Raw genomic sequence first — 24,755 nt, forward strand, 5'->3', positions numbered from 1 at the left:
TTTAGACTAACGTATCTCGGGCACCCTTAGACGAGTTCTTGATGCTGTAGTGTTTTAGTGCCAGCTAGTGCCATCAACGCAGGTATCTCGACGCGCAATCTTCCGGACCATCGCACAGACGCCCTACTCCGAGTGGCCTGTCTACAATTCATCACCGCTGTACGACCAGAGCTCACTCGATGGTCTCGAAGCGGACATTCGAACCGTTGCACCGGTCTGGTTTGATCATGATACTCACGAGTCGGTCGAGGAATTCGTTTGCCACTACCCGCTGGCATACGTCGATTTCCAGCCGAAAGACCGATATTCTGGTGCAACGCGGTACGAGATGTCTCAGCTCTTTCGGGTGTTTCTGCTCAAAGAACTCTACGGCTGGAATCACGAAACAGCATTCGTCGAGTACCTCAATCACCACGCTGACCTCGGTGAGCAACTGGGTCTGGATACAGTACCCGACCAATCGACGCTGTGGCGCAGTTGGCACAAGCGGTTCGAAGCTGACCTTCGCAAGACAGTTGAGGCGGCTGCGCGGACGATTCTCATCAAAGCCCAGGATGCGGGGGTCGAGGTTCCGCGTGATCCTGAGCGGACGGTCCGTCACCTAGACAGCGACGACGGAGATTCGACCCCGGACGAGCAGGGCATCTTGGAGCAGGCGAAGACGATCACGGACCACGTCAGTCGGGTCGTCTTCCCAGTATTCTCGCTGGACCGTGGTGAGGGCTGTGAAATCCACGAGAACGCCTACTGGGGCTTACAGACCCATCTGGGGCTCCGTGAGAATCTCGCTGCCAACGAGGGCGCTCGCAGTTTCGTCTACGAATCGACGCGTGACCGGACACCGTTAGGGCACATCCATCGCGACCAGATTCGTGACCTTTCCATCGCGAAAATTCGCGTGATGTACCGACAGGCCGTCAGGAGGCTCCTAAACGAAGTTGGTAGGACAGAGGAGTTCTTCCGAGCGGGGATCGTCGCAATTGACATCACCGAAGCTGACCCGTTTACCGGTGATAGAACGGGCTACGAAGACGAGATCATCGGAACAAAGGAGAAGACCGACGAGTACACCTACCAGTGGGCGACAGTCCAGTTAGTCGGCAATACAGTGCCGATTGTGCTGGACGCGCGGCCAGTTCGGAAAGGAGAGTCCCGACTAGAAATCGTTGAGGACCTCTTGGATTCGGCTGAGGAGATGATTCACGTCGATAACGTGCTAATGGACCGGGAGTTCGACAGCCAGCATGTCCTGGAGATGCTTAGCCAGCGTGGGCTCTCGTACGTCGTGCCCAAGCGGATGCAGACCAGTGAGAAAGCTCAGGCGAAACGACTGCTCCAGCGCGGAAAGGATCGGTACGAGACCGAGCGGAAGCTGCATCTCGGCGACAACGAGTGGCACCACACGTCGCTGATCTACCGCCGGAAAGAGAACTTTGAACACGACGATCACCGGCAGTATTCGGTGTTCATGACGAATCGGGGGAGCGGGCACCTCACTGAGTACGGCTATCGCTGGGAGATCGAGAGCGGGTACAAATCGATCAAGCGGTTCATGGCTGCGACGACCTCGAAGAATTTTGGGCTCCGGTTCTTCTACTTCGCGTTCGCCTGTCTGTTGTACTCGATCTGGCGAGCAGTGGATTTGCTCGTGCAGGTCGAATTAACTGGAGAGTACGAACATGCGCCGATCGTGACGGCAGATAATATGCTGACGCTGTTGAAGAAAAAGACGGGAATCGGGTAGAAAGACGCTTTAGCTCGGTGAGCGCTGATGTTTGAGTGGCAACGCTGCTGCTGGTCTCAGAAAGTCGCCCGAATAGTTTCTAAAACAACAGGAACTGGTGGGTGAGAAACGGTTCGGAGCAGTTTCCGTTCACTAATTCGGCCGAATCCACGCATCACAGCTCCGCGAAACCAGTTGTAGTCTCAACTTCACCCGTATGCGTTCTATATAGCACCCAATGGTTTATTGAGTCAAGATTCTATCTCTAACGCCCTGAAACGGCTAACATTGGCAGAATACACCATAATGGACTACACACTTGATTAGCTCAATAATCAAGTGTTATTTTGCAAGAGTCCGTCCCCTCTCCGAATCACGAACGATGAACTTCGCACGGACGCGGGCTCTCGAGCGGGATGTAGGCGTACTCCTCGGCGCGCAGCTCTCCCGGAAGATTGTCGAAGAACGCTTCGGTGCGTTCTTCGTCGTCACTGGCAGGAGTCACGCCTTGCCGAGCGCATAGTCCTCGGCGAACTCGTGAACCTGTGAGCCGAAATCCATCCTTCTTCTGCCCGAAACTTCCTCGAAGATGCTGTCAACCATGAGCGAAGGTGGCGAGTACCGTCTGGTCCCGCTGGATCGGGAACGTCGACGTCGAATTGCGTGTGACTCTCCTCATCGACATCGACTAACGAAATGGACGGCTCGTGGGATTCGACGTCGACTGGCAACTCCTCGAGAATCTGAATACGGCCACCTACGTGGTCAATCCTGGACAGCCGTTGCAGGAGGCGATGCCGAACTTCACTCGGATCACGGCTGAAGAGTTCGACGCGGTCGACGCCGGTGAAACGACGCCGCCGAAGCCAGGAACCCTCACCGATCGATTCATCCGGCGGATTATCGTCCCCACCGTCCGCGAACGGTTCGCTTCCGGTTCCACTCTTCATCGCTCGCTCACCACCTCGGTCGTCGTCGACAGCCGACTTCTCTTCTCGAGCATTTCGATAATCGGTCCCATCGTCGGTCGCCAATGTCGAGAAAATAACTGTTTCTCTTGATTGGCGGTCCTGTTAGACCTACTGCTGAGGAGGTAGCTATCGCACCTATTGCCGCCATCTCCAACCTCACGAAAATGGTCGTGTTTAGTTTGTAGCATTGTGCCAGACGGCGAAGGCTTGGAGCCATGATTCGGCTGTCGACGGTTGTGCGTGTCTGAAACAGTTTGAGAACGAGGAGGTTCGTTGTTTTATCTCTCGAAAGACACGTTCAACAGCGTTCCGATTTCCATGTTTTTCGTATCGAAATCGGAGCCCAGATCGACGGAGTGCAGTCTGAAGATGTTTTGCTCCATCGACGAGAAACACGGCATCGTCGAGGTCATGTTTCTCAGTAAGTTCGTGGAGAAACCGTTCCGCCAATGGGTAGTAGTCGTCGAATACAGCCGTATATGGAGAATATTGTTCGTATCCAGGATCGACGGCAGTGTACAACCAATAGCGATGTTCGTCAAGTTGAATCACCGTTTCGTCGGACGCGACGTGATTCGGATTCTCATCAACTGCCGGCTTAGATTGCACTTGTGAACCCAGTATTGGACTGCTTTACGACTACGTTTGACACCGAACTCCTCTAATTCCCGAACGGTATTCGAAAGCGGGAGATCAGCGAGATGGAGTCGAATACCGAGCTCCATCAGTTGAAGCGGTGTCCGCTCTCGCTCCACAAAACTCAAATCGATCCAATCGCTACACCCACTGAGGCGGTGAATTTTTGGCATAGAGAACCACAAAATCGTACCGCCTCACTTTTCACGCTTACCGAAACAGCGCCACGAAAATATGCACAACTATTAGAATGAGCGTCTCACGTCCGGTGAATATCGCTATCATACTAGCCTAAAATGAGTCTTTTAAACGATCATTTTGCCAGTGTTTCTACCTCTATAGATTTTGCCACACACCTCACATCAATCTGCAACCACGTTTCGGTAGTCGTTGATTAGCATTCTCAAACTCTTTCTGTACTAGGTAGTATACGGATACATATACAAGAGTACATGTAATTTAGATAATTGATAGACATGCCCTGCGTCCTGCAATCGGAATCTGTGATGGTGAAGTCCAACCTCGAGCCTGGGCCAGATCGACGAGCGTCGCGGGAATTGTGATGGCGTGATCCGGTATGATCCATAGCCTTCGGTGCTGTCAGTCGTAACACTCTTGGGAAATTTGTCGATTAAATCGCAAAAGACGCAGGACAGATTTTCCCTCTGAATCGCCTGAATCCGATCGGGAGTGACCAGCGGCGATCGTACTATAAGTTGCGCTCTTTCATCTTTCTGGTAATGTAACCAGCGATTCGATTTCTCACCCGCTTGGCTTCTACGCTGGTTAATTGTTCGACACGAACCTTGTTCTCCTCGAAGTCGTCGGTAAAAGTGCTGGGATGTTGTTCGACTAACGAATCACCGATAGACATGATTTCGTTGGCGTTCGAGGGCATAGTGATAGCACGATAGCATTGACAATAGTTCTTTGGCAAACTTTGTGTTGGTAGTTGATAACGAGTGACTTTGCGAGCAGACGCAGTTGTGATTCCGATTGTGGAATCCAACTCTTCGCAGCCAGGGATTGTCGATCTTCGGAGTGGCATGTGTCGCCGGTATATTAATTGCCCTCTAGTCAGAAGGAGGATGTGAGAAATTCCCATGACACGAAGCGTCACGATAACTAGTAGAGAAACGCCCACCGAACAGACTCGGGTCTGCCACTTCGACGAACTGTCGGAACGAGCGAAAGACTGTCTTCTACGGACGATCGAGAACGAGATCACGGCCGGGGTTGATCCCGAAATCGCTACAGAGCTCGTACAGTACGACCTGATCAAATTCGTCGAATACTACGACGTCCGACTCACTGATCACAGAGCCAGCGGCTCGGTTTCCGCCTAACGATTCCGGCAATAACTATAAAACTCCTTATGATTGTCGCCAACGTGAAGAGCCATACACAGGCTATCGAAAATAACGGGAATGTGTCGATTTCCGCTTGAAGAACCGGTAAGACGCCCGTTCGACCAAAGGACTTAAGAATAAAATGACCGAAGACGGTAACTGATGACGGCAGACCCAGAAGATATTATCAGCATCGGAGATCGCCTGTTACGTCAGCATCCCGAATCGTTCACGAACGACTTCAGTACGAATAATCAGGTAGTAGCGAAGATGACCAACGTCGGGTCGACACGGATCAGAAACAGGATAGCTGGGTACATAACCCGAAAGCGGGCCGAAAACTAATCCGACGCCACTTGTTTTCGGAGTTCGATTCTGGATCTGACTTTCGTCCAGTTCGCGTCCTGTGCCGATTTTGTGCACGTATTCGTGAACTGCTCCACCCTTCAGAATCGGCGCAGTCGTGCGTATATCAATGCTGTCCACCATCGGTTTCGCTCGCTCGTTCGGGAGAATTTGCGCTGACGGACGACTGCGTATCAACGTCCGATCGAGAACGGAACATCCAATCGCGGTCCGTACGCGCCGACCACTGTTTAATAGACTAAGCATGTTAATCCACGGTATCAGGAGAACAGTTTCCACGGGTCACGAGTACACGACGGCGAAGCCACACATTCGATACGAAACAGCTACACACTCTATACGTTCGATCCCTTGGGATCCGGCCGCGTCATCGAGACTCGACCGTCTCGAAGAGAAAAGGAAGAAAGATTTTTGGAGATATATGTGGTTGCTGCTAACAGATGTTAATCACTGGCACGGTAATCGTCGACTCCAGTACCATCATCCGTGACGGTGCCGTCGTCGTGGATGATTCGGTCATCGAGAGCGTCGGAAACCGAGATAATCTCGTTGACCGGTATCCCGATCACGAGCAACGGGAGTACGACGTTCTTCTGCCCGGCCTCGTCGGGGGGCACATTCACTCCGTACAGAGTCTCGGTCGTGGAATCGCCGACGATACGGAACTCCTCGACTGGTTGTTCGACTATATTCTACCGATGGAAGCGTCGCTTTCGGCCGAGGAGATGGAAGTGGCGGCGAAGCTCGGATACCTCGAGATGATCGAAAGCGGAACGACGACGTGCGTGGACCACCTCTCGGTCGACCACGCGGACGAGGCGTTCGAGGCCGCGGGAGAGATCGGCATTCGGGGGGTCCTCGGCAAAGTACTGATGGATCGTCGCTCACCGAAGGGCCTCTTGGAAGACACGTCGGAGGCACTAGCGGAGTCGGAACGCCTCATCGAGAAGTACCACGGTTCGTTCGACGACCGCATTCGGTATGCCGTCACCCCGCGGTTCGCCGTCTCCTGTACCGAGGAGTGTCTGCGCGGCGCTCGCGAACTCGCCGACGAGTACGAGGGCGTCAGAATTCACACGCACGCGAGCGAGAATCAGAGTGAAATCGAAACCGTCAAGAAAGATACCGGAATGCGAAACATTCACTGGCTAGACGAGGTCGGCCTCACCGGTGACGATGTCGTCCTCGCCCACTGCGTCTGGACGGACGAAAGCGAACGACGGGTCCTCGAAGAAACGGGGACTCACGTCACCCACTGTCCGTCCTCGAATATGAAACTCGCGAGCGGCATCGCCCCAATCTGGGACTACCTCGACCGAGATATCAACGTCGCACTCGGCAACGACGGGCCGCCCTGTAACAACACTCTCGATCCGTTCACGGAAATGCGACAGGCGAGCCTCCTGCAGAAAGTGGATCGCCTCGATCCAACTGCCACTCCTGCCAGCGAAATATTCGAAATGGCCACGATAAACGGCGCGAAAGCGGCTGGCTTCGACCGTCTCGGAGCACTCCGAGAAGGATGGCGAGCCGATATCGTTGGCATTCGGACGGACATCACGCGTGCGACGCCGTTACACGATGTTCTCTCTCATCTCGTGTTCGGCGCTCACGGGGAGGACGTGATGTTCACGATGGTCGATGGCGACGTCCTCGTCGAAAACGGCGAAGTAACGACCGTCGATGCAGAAACCATTCGCCAGCAGGCAGACGATGTCGGACTCTCGCTCGAGTCTCACCGGGAGGCGGCAAAGGAAGTGAAACCGTGACTCCGGACGACTGTTTCCGCTGTGGGTTGCTCTCGACCGCTGTGGGTTGCTCTCGACCGCTGTGGGTTGCTCTCGACCGCTGTGGGTTGCTCTCGACCGCTGTGGGTCGCTCTCGATCGCGACTAAACTAGCCTCCTGGTCGAGTACGTGACACCGTGGCAGCCGGCCACGAATCGGGGATCGTCGAGTTTCGCGGCGACAAACGCACCGCGTCGCGCTTAACCGTTATTTCCAGTATCTCGCTGGCCCGGACCACTTCTCCGTACCCTGTTTCGGCGCATTTGCGTCTGCGAGCGACCGATTTTCGGTAGCGTAAACTGCAGGCGTGTTCGCATCGTCCCGGGCGGTCAACTCCTCCAATTCGGCGGCTGTGGTGCTCCCCGTCGGACGATCGAATCGAACCGAGCCGTCGACGATTCCGACGATCCGGTCGTAGTGAGCGACTGCGAGGTCCATGTCGTGGAGGACGGTAATCACAGTCCGGCTCCCCGCGACATCCTCGAGGACGCCGAGGACGGTGGTGCTCGACGACGGGTCGAGATTGGCCGTCGGCTCGTCCGCGACGATGACGGGTGCGTCCTGCATCAGCGCTCGAGCGAACGCTACTCGCTGGCGCTCGCCCGCACTGAGCGTATCAGCTCGCGCGTCTGCCTTCTCGCCGATCCCAACGCGGTCGAGCAACTCGAGTGCGGGGGTCGGATCTCGCGGCGCGAGCGGTTCGAGCAACCCGCGCCACCAGGAGCGAGACGAACTACTGCCGACAAGCACGTTGGCCAGCGCAGTCCGCCGGTCGACGAGCGTGTGACCGGGATAGACGTGTGCGACGTCTGCGGAACGTAGGTAGTCGTCGTCGAGTCGAATGGTACCACTGTCCGGGGCCACTGCACCGCTCACGAGTCGAAGCAGCGTCGTCTTTCCGGCGCCCGAGGGACCGACGATGGCGACCCGCTCTCCGGCAGTGACGCTGAGCGTCACGTCGTCGACTACGACGTCGCTGTCGAATGTTTTGGTCACCCCGTCGAATCGTAACTCGCGGTATTGCTCAGTCGCTGTCATCGTTCAGCAGCCCCATCATCCTGACAGCGTCATCTAACGCCTCGAAATCCTCGTGCCCGGTCGTAACGTACTTGTCGACGTTCTGCTGGTCTAGGATGGCGTCTCTCCCTTTCTCATCGAGACTGATGAAGGCGTCACTGATTCCCGAAACGGTTTCCTCGTCCAGGGTGTCGTTGACTGCCCACGGGTAGTCGGCGAACCCGGGCGTCCGCCACACTTCGGTGACCGTCTCGTCGACGGAACTCGTCTCGACGAGTCGGTCGTAAATACGGGCGTTGAGCGCGCCGATATCGCTGTTACCGCCGGACACCGTTTCCGCGACGGCATCGTGGGCTCCGACGTGGGTGACCGATTTAAATGCTCGATCCGGAAAGAGGTCGTGACGCCTGCGCAGATAATAGGTCGGCATCACCGTTCCGCTAGTACTGAGGGGGTCGCCGAAAACCAGGTCTACCGAATCGGCGGTCCGCTTCACGTCGTCCATCGAGGTGACGGCCGTCGACTCGTGTGCGAGGAACACGGAGTGCCAGTCGGTCCTCCCGCTTTTGCTCCCCACGACGATCGGTGTCGCGTTCACCCGCTGGTGAGCGAGAATATAGGAGACGCCCCCAAAGTAGCCGAGGTCGACCTGTTCAGCCGTCATCGCCTGGACGAGGCCGGCGTAATCCGACGTCGTGCGCAGGTCGACTGACACGTCCAGTTCGGACTCGAGATACGCGGCGAGTTCGGTATTTTGCTCGATAGCCGTGTCGGGGTCGACGTCCGGAATGACTCCCATAGTGAGCGTCGGGGAGCGCTGTCCGGTTTGGAGGCAACCGCCGACGAGGCCGGTCCCAACCGATCCGAGAACTGCCCGTCTCGTTCTAACAGTGGTCACAGATCCTATCTATCTCGAGCGGAGTATGAATAGGTTGCCGTGACAGCAATCTTCCGGAGGAGACCCCAGCGGATAGTCGGTGTGCCACTTCGTGCCGTTTCGGTGCTGGGACAACGTTATGGGTGTGTGTGCGCTGTCGTGTCATATGGAGATCGACGTGAGTGGCACAGTGTGCCCCCGGACGGTGCTAATCGTGAAACGGTGTCTGGAGGAACTCGAGCCCGGTGACGAACTCACGGTCGTCGGGGATTATCCGCCGGCAGAGCGGAGCATCCGACGCTCGTGTCACAAACACGGGTACGGCGTATCGACGGCGTCCACCACGGACTCCGAGTCGGAGTTCGCGCTGCGAATCCGCGTGACCAGCGCGGCAAAATCGTGACGAACCGGCACGGAATCAGTTCGGGTCCTCGAGCCGGAAGCGGGGTTCCGCGAGCGGGTCTCTGACCGTCAGTTCACTCGCTCGACGCGATCGCTTCGATCTCGACACCGACTCCTTTGGGGAGGTTTGCAACCTCGACTGCACTACGGGCAGGAGGTTCGTCGTCGAAGAATTCGCTGTAGGTGTCGTTCATCTCGTCGAAATCGTCGATATCGTCCAGGAACACGGTCACCTTCAGGATATCGCTCATATCCAGTCCCTCAGCCGATAGAACGCCCTGGATGTTGGACAGAGACTGTTCGGCCTGCGTGGCGATCGGTTCGTCGGAGAGCAACTCACCGTCGGGCGTCATCGGTATCTGACCGGCGGTAAACACGAGGTCGCCATCGGTCGTCGCCTGACTGTACGCACCGACTGCCTCTGGAGCATCGTTCGAGCTGATAACTCGCTTCATACGGAGAGAGTCCCAGGCTTGCCTCTTAATAGTATTCTCCGACAAGGGAGACGACTACTGGGATGGCTCGTGTGTGGCGTTTGTGCGCCGAACGGTGGTCCGGCCGGCTCCCGATGCGAGCCGAAAACCCTGATCGCGCAGCCACTGGGTCGCGTGTCCCTCTCCGTGAAGCAGTACTTCTGCGAGATCGTCCGGTTCATCGACGTCGGTCGCGAGACGGTACGAATCGATCTCCGCCACCGCGGCGCCTATTTCGCGCGCTGCGGACCGATGGGCGAGATAGGAGGTACCGTGATAATCGACTTCGAAGTCGGACGTACGGGATACGAGCGCGTTCGTCCCGCCCCCGATGCCGCGCGCGAGCACGACATCCCCCTCCCTGGTGCACAGTCGCTCGAGCGCTGCGTCTGTAATCAACGGCAGATCGGCCATGACGACAGCTACCGCTGACGAAGCGGCCTGCAGTCGTTCGTTGACGGCACGCGAAAGCGACCGTTCGTCGACGGATACGGGACAGTTCCCGATCTCGAGGGGCGTCGAAGAGAGAACGAGTGGGTCCCGTCCGGTGTCCCGAACGACGGAGACGACGTCTCGTAGCATTGCCCGCGCGAACTCGTTCCGGTCGCCGTAATCGAGGAGCGCCGACAGCCTCGTTTTCGGGTCCCGACCGTCGAAGGGTACGATGACTCGCATGGCGATTCACTCTCGTGGTTACCGGTACGACACCATCAATCTCCGCGTTCTGGTGTCGGGTGGCTCCCGACACAATTTGCGGCTGTGGTTCGAACCCAGCACACAGATCTGGCAAACTGTGGCACTGCGACGACGGCGGTTGTCCGTCGTTGCTAGTTATGTTATCCGGAAGTACTATCAGTTCGTGTCACACCACCCCACGTATGACACAATCTAACGAGCAACAGTCGACGGTGGCATCGTTCTTCGGCTACGAGGAGTACGGCACCGACACGAAAACGGAGGTCATTGCCGGGGTAACGACGTTTCTGACGATGTCGTACATCATCGTCGTCAATCCGGTGATCCTCTCAGCGGCGATCAGCATCGACGGCTACTCCGACGGAGAGGTGTTCCAGATGATCGCGATCGCGACGATTCTCGCAGCGGTCGTGGGAACGGCCGTCATGGCCTTCTACGCGAACCGCCCGTTCGGACTCGCACCCGGAATGGGACTCAACGCGTACTTCGCGTTCACCGTCGTCATCACGCTCGGTGTCCCGTGGCAAACTGCGCTCGCGGCGGTGTTCGTCGAGGGACTCATCTTCATGGCGATGTCCTCGGTCGGCGCGCGGCGGTACATCATCGAGTTCTTCCCGAAACCGGTCAAGTTCGCCGTCGGGGCTGGTATCGGGCTGTTCCTCCTTTTGCTGGGACTCATCGAGATGAACGTCGCGGCCGCACACGATTCGACGTTGGTTACCTTGGGGGACGTCGCCTCCGATCCGGTCGCTATCCTCTCCCTCGTGGGCCTGGCGTTTACGCTCATCCTTTATTCGCGTGACGTGACCGGTTCGATTATCATCGGGATCCTCACCACGGCCGTTGCCGGCTGGGGGCTGACGATCTCCGGCGTGGTCAACGATGGTCTCCTCACCCCTGGTTCCGTCCCCGAACCACATTACGATATTACGCCGCTGTTCGGCGCATTCCTGCAAGGGTTCCAGAACATCGAACCGGTCACGTTCGTGATCGTCGTATTCACGTTCTTCTTCGTAGACTTCTTCGACACGGCTGGAACGCTCATCGGCGTCTCCCAGTTCGGCGGGTTTCTGGACGACGACGGGAACCTACCGGAGATGGAAAAGCCGCTGATGGCGGACGCGATCGCGACGACCTTCGGAGCGATAGTCGGAACGACGACTGTCACGACCTACGTCGAGAGTTCCACGGGGATCGAAGAGGGAGGCCGGACCGGGATGACCGCTCTCGTCGTCAGCCTCCTGTTCCTACTCTCGCTCGTCGCGATTCCGATCGTCGCTGCCATTCCGACGTACGCGTCGTACTTAGCACTGGTCGTCGTCGGTCTGATCATGCTCGAGGGCATCACCGAAGTGAACTGGGAACAGTCCGATTGGCTGATCCCCGGTGGCCTGACGATGGTGATGATGCCGCTGACGGCGTCGATCGCCAACGGTATCGCGGCGGGGATCATCAGTTATCCGATCGTCAAAGCGGCCCAAGGGGACCACCAAGACATCCACACTGCACAGTGGGTGCTCGCGGGAGCGTTTATCCTCTATTTCTACGTGACTGCCGGAGGTGTGATGGGATAGCTATCGCGGCGCTCGTTTCGGACGGTTGAGAGCGATGTCCCGGGAAGACGACAGACGACCCCACCACCTCGATAGCGCGGATATCTCGGCCTTACATGACACCTGTGTCCTCACGGCAAACACGAGGAGACGTTCCGTGGACCTCTACGATCTTTCAGACGGTGCTGGCGTGTTCGCTCATCGGCGTGATGGGTGTTCCCCTAATCAGTCCCATTCTACCGGACCTCCGCTCAGTATTCGAGATCAGCGACGCGCAAATTGGGTTCGTGATCACAGCGTATACGCTCCCCGGCGTGTTTCTGACGCCGTTTATCGGCCTGTTATCCGACCGTCTGGGACGCCGGACGGTCGTTCTCCCTCTGTTGGTCCTCTTCGGCCTCGCCGGCGGTGGTATCGCGCTCGGGCCGTCGTTTCGTGGAGTGCTGGCCCTTCGGTTCATTCAGGGGATCGGCGGCAGCGGACTGATGGTACTGGCGATAACGCTCATCGGCGATTTCTACGGGGGAAAACGACGGCATAAGATCATGGGCGTAAACGGCAGTGCCATCGGCATCGGTGCCGCCACGTATCCGCTGCTCGGTGGAGCGCTAGCCGCTATCCGCTGGAACATTCCGTTCGCGTTCTTCGGCCTCAGTCTCGTCGTCGGTACTATCGCTCTCTTCACCCTCGAAGAACCCGCGATAGCCGATCCGCCCGCGATCGGAACGTACGTATCGCGGGTGATCTCTGCGGTCCTCATCTCGAGAGCGCTCGGTCTCTGGGCCGCAGCGTTTCTCACGTTTTTCCTGTTCTACGGGTGCATTCTAACCGTTCTCTCTCTGCTTTTGAGCGACGTTCACGGCCTTTCCGCTGGACAGATCGGCTTGCTATTCAGCATGGTTTCCATCGCCAACGCGACCACGGCGTCTCAGTACGGGCGCATCTCCCAGTACTTCGACGCACGGCAGTTGATCGCCCTCGGTTTCGTCGGATTCGGTGTCAGCCTCCTCGGCGTCTGGGCTGCTTCCACGCCGATACTGATCGGTGCGATGTTACTCTGTTTCGGCCTGGGATTCGGGCTCGTGCTACCCTCCCTCGATACGACTGTCGTGAGCCTCGTCTCGGGCCAGCTCCGCGCGAGCATGATGGGGGTCCTGACGAGTATGCTCTGGCTCGGACAGACCGTCGGACCGATCGCGTTCACCGGTTTCGCGGGCGCCGCTTTCGACGAACCGGTGACCGGGTATCGCTTTTCGTTGCTGTTCTGGGGGGCGGCCACGCTCGTCGGCGGTGTACTCGCGTTTCTAGTTCTCAATCGCCGATAGCGACGAAGAGATCACACGGTTCCCCATCGTTCGGTCACGGCACCGTCTACTCGATGACCGGATACGGTATCACGCGTACCGACTCCCCGGCCGCGAGATCCGACTCCGTTATGACGATACCGTCGGCTCGCGTCGCGCGCGTACTCGAAGAGAGGACGCTCGGATCGAACGTCTCCTCGTACACTTCGAGCGGGGAATCAACGTGGCCCAAGGGGATAGCGTTCCCGTCGTCAACCGTCACCGGCACTGCGTATTCGAATCCGGCCGTTCCGATACCGACGTCGCTCGTGAGGGTCGCATCGATCGTCGGGACCGGTTCCGTCTCGCCGACGAAGAACGAACGCATGACGAGTGTCGCAACCGTGTGCGCGCCGACTGGTTTTCCCGGAATCGCGAAGGCGACCGCATCGTGACCGGGGAGTCGCGCGACTGCGATCGGTTTGCCGGGACGAATCCGGACGCGGTGGAACGCTACCTCGCCCAACGCCTCGAGGGCTCGGATAACGTAATCCTTCTTGCCGACGCTCGTTCCGCCGGTCGTGATGACCACATCGTGTTCGTCGGCCAACTGCGCGATTCGGTCTCTCGTCCTCTCGTATTCGTCGGGAACCGTTCCCTCTATCGTAGCACTGTGCCCCCACGAACGGACGAGCGCGGCCAGCATCGGGGAGTCGAGATCGGCGGTCTTCCCCTCGTGAATCTCGGATCCGGTTGCCAGTAACCCCGCTGAGAATGGTTCGTACACGCTGACGCGTTCGATACCGAGGTCTCTGAGCAGAATCAGATCCTTCGCAGAAATCCGTTCACCGGGCCGAAACAGCACTTCACCAGCTGACACGTTGCTTCCCCGTTCGTAAGTGTACGTACCCGGCAGGAGAGTACTCCCCCTGAGTTCACCCGCTTCGACGGATGCCTCCTCGATCTTCAGCACGGCGTTTGCGCGCTCTGGGAGCGGTGCCCCCGTGGCGATGCGGACAGCTTCCCCGGCCGCTAGCGACGGTGGCTCGTCCTCCGGGAATATCTCTCCGTCACTGACCGTGAGGGGATACGACTCGGTCGCGTCGACGGCGAATCCGTCCATGGTCGCGTGGTCGTGAGGCGGAAGGTCTCGGGGAGCAGTTATCGACTCTGCGAGAAACCGTTCGGCGACGCCGTCTCCGACGCTCAACTCTCTCGTCTCGCGGTTCGACAGCGCTCGGTCGAGGATGTCGAGAACCTCCCGCACGGCCTCGGAACGAGATAGCATCGATTCGTGGTCGTGAGCCATACCAATGAGTTGGGTATATTATCACAAACCCCTTTCGTCCGTTTTCCAGCCGAACGGGAACTCTCTCCTAACGGGAGCCACTCCTCGAAACGGGAAGAGAGGCCGCCAACAGGTCATTCAATTACCATCGCACTCGCCACGTTTGATTCGAGCCAGCGTACCGTTATCGACCATTCGCACGATTTCGTCGTGCCGAACCGCTATCTAAAGACAGGAGCCACTTATGTACGAAAATATATATTCAATAAGCTATTTATGCCAAACCCATGTCTATGTGAATCGACAGCACATGTCAGAGAGTGACGGATCCATCGAACTGGCGTACGGATTAGAAGACAAACCACCGGCGATCAAGGCGCTCTTTCTCGGTGTCCAGCACGTAGCGGCCATGATCGTTCCGGCGACGGCGGTAGCACTCATCGTCGGAGGAAGCGTCGGGGTCGGTTCAGCTGACACGGCGTTCCTGGTTCAGATGGTGCTCGTGTTCTCTGGACTCGCGACGCTCGTGCAGGTGTTCCCTATCGGTCCCGTCGGGTCCCGCTTACCCGTCGTGATGGGGACGAGCTTCGCGTTCGTCGGCGCGGCGATAGCCATCGGAAGCCAATACGGTCTCGATGCCGTCTTCGGCGCGATCGTCATCGCGGCGCTGGTAGAGGTACTGATCGGATGGCAGTTCAGTCGGGTCAAACGGTTCTTCCCGCCGCTGGTGTCCGGCCTTATCGTCATGATCATCGGCCTCTACCTGATTCCGGTGGGGATGGATTACCTCGCGGGTGGCGTTGGCGCCTCCGACTACGGCGCGTACCACAACCTCGGGCTGGGCTTGCTCGTCATAGCCGTAACCGTCGGACTGAATCTCTTCACGGACGGCGCCTTACGGACACTGAGTATCCTGGCCGGGCTCATGGTCGGGTACGTGGCTGCGATCGCGATCGGTATCGTCGACTTCTCGCCGGTCGCGGATGCGGGCTGGTTCGCCGTTCCCGTCCCGGGTCGGTTCGGGTTCTCCTTCGAACCGGTGGCCATCCTGACGTTCACCGCCATTCACATCACCGCAGCGATCGAATCCGTCGGGGACATCTCCGGCATCACGTCCGCCGAAGGGCGCACCCCGACCGAAGACGAGGTGACGGGCGGACTCTTCGTCGACGGAATCGGCAGCTCGATCGGCGCACTGTTCGGCGCGTTCCCGCTCACGACGTTCTCTCAGAACGTCGGCCTCATCAACTTCACCGGCGTTATGAGTCGCTACGTCGTCGGCATCAGCGGTGCCGTACTGCTGATTCTCGGTTTCGTGCCAAAAATCAGCGCCATCGTGACGACCATTCCGAGTGCGGTACTCGGCGGCGCCGTGCTGGTTATGTTCGGAATGGTGATGGCGAGCGGGCTCCGGCTCATCTTCCTGAACGAACGGATGAACCGACGGAACATGGTCATCATCGCGACTTCGATCGGGGCCGGACTGGGCGTCGAGGTCCGACCCGACGCGCTCAGCGCGTTGCCGGACCAGGCGACGATCTTCTTCGGAAACGCGATCATCATGACTGCCATCACGGCGGTCCTGCTCAACACGCTGGTCCCGCGCGAGACGGAAGCCGATCTCCAGGATGCAGCCACGACGGGTGATCTCGACGAAGGCCTGGGTACCGATGCAGTTGGACCCTCAGAAGATTAATACGACAATTTCGTTTCTTTGAAACAGGGGTTCTTTGCCATCTACTGCCGTCTAGGCGGCATATCGCTTCCGTTCGCAATAGTCTGGTGTGCTCACACGTAACGTGTACCGCCAGTCGGCCAGTCATGCCACACCATGGCAATCTATTTCACGATCGCACTGGACATTCCGCTATGCAGTTCAACCCGTACGCAGTCACCGAACGGTCTCATCGCCGATTCCGCGAAGACGCGGCGGATGAAATGTTCTGGAACGGGGTGATGTATCGTGACCGAACGCGTTGACACCCTCGTCCGCGGGACGTTAGTCAACGTGAACACCGGAAACGTGGAGGATCGCGCCGTAGCGATCGACGACGGGATCATCGTCGCGCTGGAAGAGCGCCCGGCCGAACGTGAACTCCACGCGAACTACGTCACGCCCGGACTCATCGACGCTCACATGCACGTCGAATCGAGCATGGTGACGCTTCCACAGTACGCGGAAGCGGTCGTCCCGAACGGCGTGACGAGCATCGTCCACGATCCCCACGAAATAGCAAACGTGGTCGGTGCCGCGGGCGTGCGCGCCGTCATTCAAGACGCCGAACAGACGCCGTTGAAGGCTCGATTCACCGTCCCTTCCAGCGTCCCAGCGTCGGACCTCCAGGACTGCGGGGCGATACTCCCCGCCGAAATGGTGACCGATCTACTCGAGGAACCGAACGTCATCGCGCTCGGCGAAGTAATGGACGTCCCCGGATTGGTCGCGGGGGACGAGGAAATCCACGCGAAGATCCGCGCCGCACGGGAGCGCGGACTGACTGTGGACGGACACATGCCACAGGTCACGGGCGACGAACTACACGAGGCTGCACGGTATCTGGACAACGACCACGAGAGTATCACGCTCGCCGAAGCCCGCGAGAAAGCGGATGTCGGTCTCCGCGTCTACCTGCGCGAGGGGTCGTCCAGCAAGAATCTCGTCGAGCTCTTGCCGCTCACCGAAGAGGTCGATACACGCCGGCTCTCGCTCTGTACGGATGACCGTGAAGTCACAGATATTGTCGACGAAGGCGGCGTCGACTTCGCCGTTCGGAAAGCGATCCGGGAAGGTGCGGACCCGGTCGACGCCGTACAGATGGCGACGATAAACACGGCGGAGAGTTACGACCTCCCGTTCGGAAGAGTGGAACCGGGTGCACCGGCGGATCTCGTGTTGCTCGAGGATCTGGACTCCTGGCGCGTCGACGACGTGCTCATCGACGGCGAACTGAATCCGACCGAGGACGGGACTACCCCGTCCCCGACCAACATCCCGACGGACACGGTCGAGTTCCCCTCGGTCTCGGCGTCAGACCTCGCGATCACGGCTCCCGACGGCCGCGGTCGCACCGCCCGCGTTCGTGTCATCGACGCCATCGGCGGCCTCCAGACCGAACCCATGATCGCCGAGGTCCCCGTACGGGAGGGGACGCTACAGCCGGATCCGGACGAAGACCTGCTCTCGCTCGCTGTCATCGAACGACACGGTGGGAACGGAGAGATCGGCCGCGGCTTCGTTCACGGGTTAGGACTCGACCGCGGTGCTATCGGGTCGACGATCGCTCACGACGCGCACAACTGCGTCGTCGCCGGTGCCGATCACGCCTCTATGGCGGCGGTGGCAAACAGACTCGAAGAATTAGACGGCGGCATCGTCGCGTACGACCCAGTCGGCGACGAATTCGCTTCGCTCGCGCTCCCGGTCGCGGGTCTGATGTCGAGCGAGCCGATAGAAACCGTCTACGATCAGTTCGAAACCGTAGAGTCCCACGCTTCGCGGATCGGAATGGCGGAAACCGGGCTGATGGAACTCTCTTTCCTCGCTCTCGAGGTAATTCCGACGTATCGGCTCACGAACAACGGCCTCGTTGACGTCACGGACGGCCAGTACGTGGACGTGACGGTGTCGGAGCAAGCCGGGGAGCAGGGCCCTGACGTCGACCGGAGGTCGGTTCCCGACGATAGCGTCAGTGAGCTCTGACGCGCTGTCGCTCACCGGTCGACCGCAGCGGACAGGATCACGTCGTCCACGTAGGTTCCGTCCAGCAGATAGTGATCGTCGCGCGTGGCTTCGACGGTCCAGCCCCGATCGACGAGGAAATCGATTCCCGCCTGATTCGTTTCGGGGAGGTGCTGATACAGTTTCTCGTAGCCACAGCGGTCGACACACTGCCGTGTGTACGCCAACAGTCTGGTCCCGAGTCCCGCCTCGCGTCGCGATTCCGCGACGCCACCGGTCACCGTCGCCGTGTGGGCGGTTTGCGCTCTGTCCGTCGCCTCGATGTGAACCCACCCACAGACCGCGTCCTCGATGGTTGCCACGTAGACTGCGCACTCGCCCGTCGAGTCACGACAGTGGAGCGTCCCGTCATCCGTCACCGTTGCCCCGGTCGACGTCGTTTCGACAGACGGCTGTTCGTCGGTCATCGACCGCATGACGTCGACCAGTTCCGCCTCATCGTTCTCGGTCGCTGGTCGAAACTCGACGGGCGAATCGAAACTCGCGAGGCCGACCGTTTTCGGCTCCGCCGCGCGCTTCAGATCGGCGGTCACACGGACCCGGTCGTCAGTCTCGACCAGCAATCCGTTTTGCTCGAGGAGCGCTAGATGATGATCGATTGCGCGCCTGTCGTTGGGGTACAGTGCCTCCTGCAGGCGACGAGGACGAACTGGACCGTGTTCGACGACGTACTCGTAGACGGTCCGTCGCTCCTCGTCGTCGATTTCGGTTACCGACGCTGTACTCGACCGTACCACGCCGCTAGTTGGACTCGAGTTTTCGCGCATAGTTTCTCCTGACGCCACGGTTTGCAGTCCGGACGCTGCCGGGAATCCGCGGCTGTCGACAGTACAGTCGGAATCGAGGTATATAGTTACTCGAACGGACACGCCGCCAGACGCTCGTGGCAACGCCTGACACATGCGGCCAATGGCGCTCTACCGGCAGTCGTTACTGTGGTCCCGGACGGTTTCCCCGTCTGATGCTGGACCGCCGTCCCCCTCGGGTGCCGAATCGTTTTCATCTAGAAGAGGCGTCAGTCGGTGGTCCGCTCCAAATCCGTCTGGGAATCGATGTCTCTCGTCACGCCGGGATCGTCTACATCGACGAAGACGGTTCCTTCGTGGTTCTCGATGATGTCTCGACCGCCTCGATCGCCGGAAACGGTCGACAGCGCGTCGTAGTGCTGTCGACCGAACAGGACGGGATTCCCACGCCGACCCTCGTACGTGGGGGCGACGATGCTCCCGTCGCCGGTCGCGTACGCTGTTCGCAACGCGTCCACGGTCTGTGGACGAACGAACGGCATATCACCGAGCATGAAAACGGTAGCGTCCCAGTCCGCGTCGCGTGCGGCGTCGACGCCGATTCGGACCGACGCGCTCTGTCCCGACGCGAAGTTCTCGTTCGAGTGGATCGAGAGATCGAGATCGGCGAGAGCCGCCGCCACACGGTCTTCCTCGTGACCGACGACGGCGACGATATCGTCGACGGACGACCGACACAGCGTCTCCGCCGCACGTCTCACGATGGGTGTCCCCTCGACGTCCGCAAGGAGTTTGTTCCCTCCCTCGAACCGGGTCCCCTTCCCCGCCGCGAGGATCACACCACCGATAGTATCGGCTTCATTACCGCCATCCGGCCCGTCGACAGCCCGAGCCGTGTCTGACCGATCTGCCATACGACCATTTCGTGACGGACCGTACTGGTTCTTTTCCCGTCGCCATCTCTGTCGACTTGCACCCTGACAGCGAGTACGCTCGAGAGACGCAGCACCGATAGTTCGACCCTCTCTCACGACGACTCGCTCTCGACGGGGAGGCAGACGTCTCGGTCGAACGACGTCACGAGGCCTCGGGTGAATCGAGTCGTTTCCTCGAGCGCGTGCTCGAGTACCGCTCGCGCCGTCTCTTGGTGGTCCGGCGTGTCCGCCTTGTTGATTACGGGTGTGACGACTGCGGTATCGGGCACGTGTCGTAGTCCCCCGTCGGGACTTGCGAGCACGGTGCCGATCGTTTCGGGCGTGATCGTGTCGCCGACGGAGAGGTCGGTGATCGCGGCGACGCGTTCGGGACGGTGAACGACGGCTTCGGCGAGCGGTTCGCCGACGGCGTGCACTGAGGCAACGGGGACGACGTGAGTCGCCTCGTCTGGAACCACCGGCTCGTCGGTTCCGGGGGCCTTGAACTCCCGCCGTCGAGCTCCATCGGCTTTGACGAGGAGCCAGTCGACGAACCCACGATCGAGAACCGACGTCAGCGGCTCGGGATCGAACCCGCGAACTTTCCGGTCGACTCGTTCGGGATCGGCGACCCATTCGCTCGCGAACGCGACCGGTGGCTCGACTTCGAGCAGCGCGTCCGGCAGTCGCTCGGCGTTCGTGACCGTCAGCGGCAGATCGGGTGGCGGCATCTGTGTCGTCGTCGTGAACCCGACGCCGTACCCCTGCTCGGTTCCTTCTGTCGCGAGTCGGTGCATGGCGGTCTTCTTGCCGCCGGCACCGACGAACGCGACGAGCGCTCGGTCGCCGAGGCCCAGCGCGGTCGACAGTTCCATACCGTCACTGTGCGACGAGAGCGAAAATAGATTTGCCTCATCGGAGTGCGAGCCGCGGAGTAGATCGAGCCGATACTGTTTTGCGACTCACTCGCATACGTCGACGCATGACGCGAGTAGACGTGCGCGGAGAAATCTGTCCGCGGCCGGCGCTGATCGTCCGCCAGCAGCTCGCCGAACTGGAGACGGGCGACGAGTTACTCGTGCGAGGCGATTACCCCCCGGCGGAACGGAACCTCTGTCGAATGTGTCGCAAACGCGGGTTCACCGTCGCGAAGACCGAGGACGGAAGCGACGAGAACGCGTTCGAGTTGCGCATCGAAGTGACCGACGACGCCGAGATTCCGGAGGCGTAGTCGATGAGCGACCGTTCCGACGACGGCACCGTACAGCTCACCGAGTACGCCGACCTCCACGGCTGCTCCTGCAAGGTCGGTCAGAGCGATCTCGACGATCTCCTTCGGGACGCGGGGCTGACCGAATCTCGAGACGAACTGCTGTTCGGCGTCGGCGAGGACGCCGCCGCGCGGCGACTGACCGACGATCTGGCGCTCGTTTCGACGGTCGATTTCTTCACGCCGATCATCGACGACCCCTACGACTTCGGTCGCGTCGCAGCGTGTAACGCCGCGAGCGACGCGTTCGCGACGGGGGCCGTCGACAACCTCGACTGTCTCGTCGTCCTCGGGCTCCCACAGGAATTGACGGACACCGCCCCGAGGATCTTGGCCGGTATCGCCGATGCGATCGACGACATGGGCGGCGTGATCGCGGGCGGCCACACGATCGTCAGCCCGTGGCCGTTCGCCGGCGGTGCCATCTCTGCGACTGCACCGCCAGAGGCGCTGTTGCCGTCGCGGCAGGCGACGGCCGGAGACTCTCTCTACCTCACGAAACCGCTCGGAACGCAGTCGGCGATGGGAGGACTGCGCGTTTCGGACGACGAGTTCGCCGACGTCGTCGCAGCGGCCACGGAACGGTCGGTTCAAACGATCGGCGACGAAGCGCTCGCCTGGATGACGACCCCGAACCGGGCCGCTGCAATGGCCAGTCGCGACGTCGCGACCGCGGCAACCGATATAACCGGGTTCGGTCTCGTCGGACAGGTGCAGGTCCTCGCCGACAACGCCGACGTGGGGATCGAGGTAACTAAGCTGCCGATCATCGAGGGAACCGACGACCTCTCGAGGCTGTTCGGGTACGGCCTCGAGGACGGCGAGAGCGCGGAAACCAGCGGCGGCTTGCTCCTGTCGGTCCCCGAGTCGCGGACTCCGACGCTCGAGTCCCGTCTCGACGACGCTGACGTCTTCTACCGTCGTATCGGACGCGTCACCGACGGCGACGACGTGACGTTGCGCGATCCGACGATAGAACCGATCAGCCGGGAGAAACGAGACAACTGACCGCCCTTAGCGGAGTTTCAGGACGGCCTCGAGGACGCCGCCGCCGAGACAGAGCGCTTTATCCGAAATTTTCGCCGGGTCGACGTCGTCGCCGCGCGGATCGATATCGCCGAGTTTCGTCCCTTCGTTGACCTCGAGTCCGCCGTGGACGAGACCGCGAACGAGGCCGTCGATTTCCGCGACCACGTCGGCGTTGCCGACGTGACCCACGGTCTCGCCCGCCGAAACGAGATCGCCGATTTCGACCACGGGCTCCCACAGCCCCTCATCCGGCGCGCGGAGGACCCGTTCGTGCGTGTAGCCGCGCCGTTCGCCCGGTTCGCCGTCGTACGGACTCGCCCGGCCGTCGTAGAAAACGCGACCTAACTCGTGGCCTCTGTCCGTCTCGACGACGGTGTCGACGTCCTCGCCGGCTTCGAATCCGGGACCGAGACCGACGACCACGTCCGCGTCGTCGCGGCGGGTGCCCGTATCGGTCCGACCTTTCGCCAGTATCGCGTCGACGACCACGGCCGCATCGAGCGTCGCCGCGATCGAAGCCTCCGGGTCCTCGAGGACCGGTACCGCATCGTCCTCGAGTATCTCGATCGCCTCGTCCACGTCGGCCGCTCGGCGGCCGACGACGCCTTCGATCGAAACCTCGTCTTCGTACATCGCAGCCGCGAACGCCACCTTCCGTCGAACGACGGTCGGTCGCTCGACCTCGGTCACCACGACCGGATACCCGGCCTGGTGCAGTCGGTAGACGACGCCGCTTCCGAGGTCGCCGCCGCCCCGGACGACGACGAGGTCGTCGAGATTCAGTCGCGTCGCGCGCTGTCCGTCAGCACCGTACCGATCCATGTTCACCTCCGAGAGGATCGCCAGCGCGACGTCTTCCGGGCCGCTCCCGCCGAGATCGAGCCCGACTGGTGCCCTGACCCGCGCGAGTTGTCGCCGGCTGTACCCCTCCTCGGCGAGCGAATCGACGACGTGTTCCGCCTTCGTGTCGCTGGCGACGAGGCCGACGTAGCCGGCGTTTCCGTCGAGCGCCGCCGCGACGGCGCGCTGATCGAACGTCCCGCTGCGCGTCGCCACCGCGACCGATGTTTCGGCCGTCATCGGGAGCTCGGACAGCGTTTCCCCGTACTCTCCGTGGATGACGTTCGTGTCGTTCGGGAACGCATCAGGGTCGGCGTACTCCTCGCGGTCGTCGATCACCGTAACGTCGTACCCCAACTGCTCCGCCAGCGCCGCGAGTTCGACGCTGATGTGGCCGCCACCGGCGATGTAGAGGCGTGCCCGTCCGCGAATTCGTTCGATGAAGACGTCCATCGAGCCGCCACAGACCATGCCGGTGTTCCCGCCGGGCTCGAGTTCGTACGTTCGAACGCCGGAGTCGACCTCACCGTCCAGCACTGCTCGCGCGTCCTCGACGGCGAGGTGTTCGACCGTTCCGCCGCCGATCGTGCCGTAGTCGCCGTCCGCGGTGACGAGCATTCGATCCCCGACGTCCCTGGGTGCGCTCCCGTCCTTGTCGACGATCGTCAGCATCGCAGCCGGCTCGCCGTCGTCGACCAGTTCGGTGACTCGTTCGAACACGCTCATACGAAGTTTTTCACCTCGTTCTCGACTATCAGGTCGATTAAATCGTCGTACGTGATCTCCTCGATTTCCTCGGGGAGGTCGACGCCGCGGACGGCGACGTCTTTCTCGACGGCGTAGAGTTCCGCGTCGAGCGCCGGAGACAGGAACACGCCGTCCTGTACGAGGACGACGCGTGCCTCCGGGTCGTCCGCCGCAGTTCGAAGTCCGATATCCGCCATGGGTTCGTCTATCAGGTATAGCATGGTTAGAAGTCCAGAACGCAATCGGCGTCCCGAATGCGCGCCGAAACCTCGTCGCCGGCGCGAACGGTCACGTCGTCGGCGATCTCGTCGGCGGAGATACCGCGCTCCGTCATCGCGGCGGCGTCGGCGATCATCGTTCCGTCCTGTTCCCGCAGATCGGCGACGTGGCCCGGCATGTTCAGCGCGTCTCGGTCGACGTCGCTTCGGGCGGCGTAGGTGCCGTCTTCCGTGAAGACGACCGTGACGTCGTGCTGGTCGAACCCCGCGGCGACGCCCCGCGCCGCTCGCAGCCCCTCCGGGACGTGCACGCGTCCGTACGGCGCTCGAGTCAGTAACACGACGACGTCGCGTTTCATAGCGATATCACTCGGTCCGCGTCGCCGATCATGTCCGCCAGATCCGGGAGGAGTCCGACCTCGACGCCGTCCGGATAGTCGTCCGGCGCGTCGATACCGCGGGCGTCGACGCAGAGGCCACAACAGATCACTTCGGCTCCATCAGCGATGAGTTCCTGAAACTTCTCCGTCGGCATCTCGTCGTAGAGGCCGGTGTCCGAACAGTCGGGAAACGTCTGTCCGTCGACGGGCACGAGTGCCCCGTCGAGGTAGTGAAAGAACGAAACTTCGTGGCCTTTCCCGAGCGCCGCCTTTCCGAGTTCGTACGCCGTTCGCCAGCGCTCGCTGTCGAAGGGCCCGCCGGTCAGTAGAATCCCGATGGAAGCCATGCTCTACCATAGCGGAGTAGCGATAATAATAGTTCGGACGACTCCGGTACGCCTCGAGAGATTCGGGGCGGGAGACGGTATTTCGGAAGACAGCGTCGTACTAA

General features: G+C 60.2%; 24 protein-coding genes and 2 pseudogenes. 12 read left to right on the forward strand and 14 right to left on the reverse strand.

Translation table 11 applies throughout. The features are described 5' to 3' along the window. The first annotated feature begins 67 nt into the window (after positions 1-67). Together J0X25_RS38010 and J0X25_RS38015 are read left to right on the forward strand one after the other, a co-directional pair. Positions 68-1,744 (forward strand): transposase, encoded by a 1,677-nt coding sequence (locus J0X25_RS38010; protein WP_226777244.1) that lies wholly within the window; start codon positions 68-70, stop codon positions 1,742-1,744. Positions 1,745-2,445: 701 nt separating this feature from the next. After that, positions 2,446-2,595 (forward strand): annotated as a pseudogene (locus tag J0X25_RS38015) (ParA family protein); the annotation flags it as partial. 273 nt (positions 2,596-2,868) lie between these two features. Here the strand turns inward: J0X25_RS38015 and J0X25_RS38020 are convergent. Continuing rightward, a pseudogene (locus J0X25_RS38020) lies at positions 2,869-3,503 on the reverse strand (IS6 family transposase). A 536-nt stretch (positions 3,504-4,039) separates the two neighbouring features. Further along, complete coding sequence (locus J0X25_RS38025) at positions 4,040-4,204, reverse strand: 30S ribosomal protein S17e (RefSeq protein ID WP_425600941.1); 165 nt, start codon at positions 4,202-4,204, stop codon at positions 4,040-4,042. Positions 4,205-4,433: 229 nt separating this feature from the next. On the opposite strand from J0X25_RS38025, the gene J0X25_RS38030 reads away from it, so the two are divergent. The 3 genes from J0X25_RS38030 (at position 4,434) to J0X25_RS38040 (ending at position 6,814) form a co-directional block, all read left to right on the forward strand. Continuing rightward, positions 4,434-4,676 carry a DUF7979 domain-containing protein gene (locus J0X25_RS38030; RefSeq protein ID WP_226777246.1) on the forward strand — a complete coding sequence of 81 codons (243 nt, stop codon included), beginning with the start codon at positions 4,434-4,436 and terminating at the stop codon, positions 4,674-4,676. 165 nt (positions 4,677-4,841) lie between these two features. After that, positions 4,842-5,024 carry a 30S ribosomal protein S17e gene (locus tag J0X25_RS38035; protein WP_226777247.1) on the forward strand — a complete coding sequence of 61 codons (183 nt, stop codon included), beginning with the start codon at positions 4,842-4,844 and terminating at the stop codon, positions 5,022-5,024. Between the two features lie 461 nt (positions 5,025-5,485). Next, positions 5,486-6,814: a 5'-deoxyadenosine deaminase gene (locus J0X25_RS38040; RefSeq protein ID WP_226777249.1), complete on the forward strand. Its 1,329-nt coding sequence runs from the start codon at positions 5,486-5,488 to the stop codon at positions 6,812-6,814. A 225-nt stretch (positions 6,815-7,039) separates the two neighbouring features. On the opposite strand, the gene J0X25_RS38045 is transcribed toward J0X25_RS38040, so the two are convergent. Further along, on the reverse strand, positions 7,040-7,870 hold the full coding sequence (locus J0X25_RS38045; RefSeq protein WP_226777251.1) for a phosphonate ABC transporter ATP-binding protein: 831 nt from the start codon (positions 7,868-7,870) through the stop codon (positions 7,040-7,042). Continuing rightward, entirely contained in the window at positions 7,857-8,747 is an 891-nt protein-coding gene (gene phnD / locus J0X25_RS38050; RefSeq protein ID WP_226777252.1) for a phosphate/phosphite/phosphonate ABC transporter substrate-binding protein, read from the reverse strand. The genes J0X25_RS38045 and phnD overlap by 14 nt, the downstream gene beginning before the upstream one ends. A gap of 145 nt (positions 8,748-8,892) precedes the next feature. On the opposite strand from phnD, the gene J0X25_RS38055 reads away from it, so the two are divergent. Further along, the gene (locus J0X25_RS38055) at positions 8,893-9,129 is read left to right on the forward strand and encodes a sulfurtransferase TusA family protein (protein ID WP_226777253.1); all 237 of its coding nucleotides are present in this window, start codon (positions 8,893-8,895) and stop codon (positions 9,127-9,129) included. Between the two features lie 73 nt (positions 9,130-9,202). Here J0X25_RS38055 and J0X25_RS38060 read toward each other — a convergent pair whose 3' ends face one another. Both J0X25_RS38060 and cofC read right to left on the reverse strand, forming a co-directional pair. After that, complete coding sequence (locus J0X25_RS38060) at positions 9,203-9,583, reverse strand: Rid family detoxifying hydrolase (protein ID WP_226777254.1); 381 nt, start codon at positions 9,581-9,583, stop codon at positions 9,203-9,205. Between the two features lie 54 nt (positions 9,584-9,637). Next, the gene (gene cofC, locus J0X25_RS38065) at positions 9,638-10,276 is read right to left on the reverse strand and encodes a 2-phospho-L-lactate guanylyltransferase (RefSeq protein ID WP_226777256.1); all 639 of its coding nucleotides are present in this window, start codon (positions 10,274-10,276) and stop codon (positions 9,638-9,640) included. Between the two features lie 203 nt (positions 10,277-10,479). On the opposite strand from cofC, the gene J0X25_RS38070 reads away from it, so the two are divergent. Both J0X25_RS38070 and J0X25_RS38075 read left to right on the forward strand, forming a co-directional pair. Next, complete coding sequence (locus tag J0X25_RS38070; protein WP_226777257.1) at positions 10,480-11,871, forward strand: NCS2 family permease; 1,392 nt, start codon at positions 10,480-10,482, stop codon at positions 11,869-11,871. Between the two features lie 95 nt (positions 11,872-11,966). Further along, the gene (locus tag J0X25_RS38075; protein ID WP_226777258.1) at positions 11,967-13,175 is read left to right on the forward strand and encodes an MFS transporter; all 1,209 of its coding nucleotides are present in this window, start codon (positions 11,967-11,969) and stop codon (positions 13,173-13,175) included. Between the two features lie 46 nt (positions 13,176-13,221). Here the strand turns inward: J0X25_RS38075 and J0X25_RS38080 are convergent, their stop codons facing one another. Then, entirely contained in the window at positions 13,222-14,442 is a 1,221-nt protein-coding gene (locus J0X25_RS38080; protein WP_226777259.1) for a molybdopterin molybdotransferase MoeA, read from the reverse strand. A 289-nt stretch (positions 14,443-14,731) separates the two neighbouring features. On the opposite strand from J0X25_RS38080, the gene J0X25_RS38085 reads away from it, so the two are divergent. Then, positions 14,732-16,117, forward strand: coding sequence for a uracil-xanthine permease family protein (locus tag J0X25_RS38085; protein WP_226777303.1), 1,386 nt, complete (start codon positions 14,732-14,734; stop codon positions 16,115-16,117). 267 nt (positions 16,118-16,384) lie between these two features. Beyond that, positions 16,385-18,121: an adenine deaminase gene (ade, locus tag J0X25_RS38090; protein WP_226777260.1), complete on the forward strand. Its 1,737-nt coding sequence runs from the start codon at positions 16,385-16,387 to the stop codon at positions 18,119-18,121. Between the two features lie 11 nt (positions 18,122-18,132). Here ade and J0X25_RS38095 read toward each other — a convergent pair whose 3' ends face one another. The 3 genes from J0X25_RS38095 to yqeC all read right to left on the reverse strand — a co-directional run bounded on the left by J0X25_RS38095 (position 18,133) and on the right by yqeC (position 20,695). Next, positions 18,133-18,927, reverse strand: a complete 795-nt coding sequence (locus J0X25_RS38095) for a GNAT family N-acetyltransferase (RefSeq protein ID WP_226777262.1) — start codon at positions 18,925-18,927, stop codon at positions 18,133-18,135. Between the two features lie 248 nt (positions 18,928-19,175). Continuing rightward, complete coding sequence (locus J0X25_RS38100; RefSeq protein WP_226777263.1) at positions 19,176-19,820, reverse strand: nucleotidyltransferase family protein; 645 nt, start codon at positions 19,818-19,820, stop codon at positions 19,176-19,178. 113 nt (positions 19,821-19,933) lie between these two features. Continuing rightward, positions 19,934-20,695 (reverse strand): selenium cofactor biosynthesis protein YqeC, encoded by a 762-nt coding sequence (gene yqeC / locus J0X25_RS38105; RefSeq protein WP_226777265.1) that lies wholly within the window; start codon positions 20,693-20,695, stop codon positions 19,934-19,936. Positions 20,696-20,802: 107 nt separating this feature from the next. Here yqeC and J0X25_RS38110 point away from each other — a divergent pair, with 107 nt between their 5' ends. Together J0X25_RS38110 and selD are read left to right on the forward strand one after the other, a co-directional pair. After that, positions 20,803-21,051 carry a sulfurtransferase TusA family protein gene (locus J0X25_RS38110; protein WP_226042652.1) on the forward strand — a complete coding sequence of 83 codons (249 nt, stop codon included), beginning with the start codon at positions 20,803-20,805 and terminating at the stop codon, positions 21,049-21,051. 3 nt (positions 21,052-21,054) lie between these two features. After that, positions 21,055-22,098 (forward strand): selenide, water dikinase SelD, encoded by a 1,044-nt coding sequence (selD, locus tag J0X25_RS38115; RefSeq protein WP_226777266.1) that lies wholly within the window; start codon positions 21,055-21,057, stop codon positions 22,096-22,098. 6 nt (positions 22,099-22,104) lie between these two features. Here the strand turns inward: selD and yqeB are convergent, their stop codons facing one another. Genes yqeB through J0X25_RS38135 form a run of 4 tightly spaced genes read right to left on the reverse strand, consistent with a single transcriptional unit; the run spans position 22,105 to position 24,651 of the window. After that, positions 22,105-23,685: a selenium-dependent molybdenum cofactor biosynthesis protein YqeB gene (gene yqeB, locus J0X25_RS38120; RefSeq protein ID WP_226777267.1), complete on the reverse strand. Its 1,581-nt coding sequence runs from the start codon at positions 23,683-23,685 to the stop codon at positions 22,105-22,107. Then, positions 23,682-23,927, reverse strand: coding sequence for a DsrH/TusB family sulfur metabolism protein (locus J0X25_RS38125; RefSeq protein WP_345778486.1), 246 nt, complete (start codon positions 23,925-23,927; stop codon positions 23,682-23,684). The genes yqeB and J0X25_RS38125 overlap by 4 nt, the downstream gene beginning before the upstream one ends. Positions 23,928-23,929: 2 nt before the next feature. Continuing rightward, on the reverse strand, positions 23,930-24,283 hold the full coding sequence (locus tag J0X25_RS38130; RefSeq protein ID WP_226777269.1) for a DsrE family protein: 354 nt from the start codon (positions 24,281-24,283) through the stop codon (positions 23,930-23,932). Further along, positions 24,280-24,651, reverse strand: coding sequence for a DsrE/DsrF/TusD sulfur relay family protein (locus J0X25_RS38135; protein ID WP_226777270.1), 372 nt, complete (start codon positions 24,649-24,651; stop codon positions 24,280-24,282). The genes J0X25_RS38130 and J0X25_RS38135 overlap by 4 nt, the downstream gene beginning before the upstream one ends. Positions 24,652-24,755 lie beyond the last annotated feature (104 nt).

The sequence above is a fragment of the Haloterrigena alkaliphila genome, from assembly GCF_017352155.2.
GTDB classification, from domain to species: domain Archaea; phylum Halobacteriota; class Halobacteria; order Halobacteriales; family Natrialbaceae; genus Haloterrigena; species Haloterrigena alkaliphila.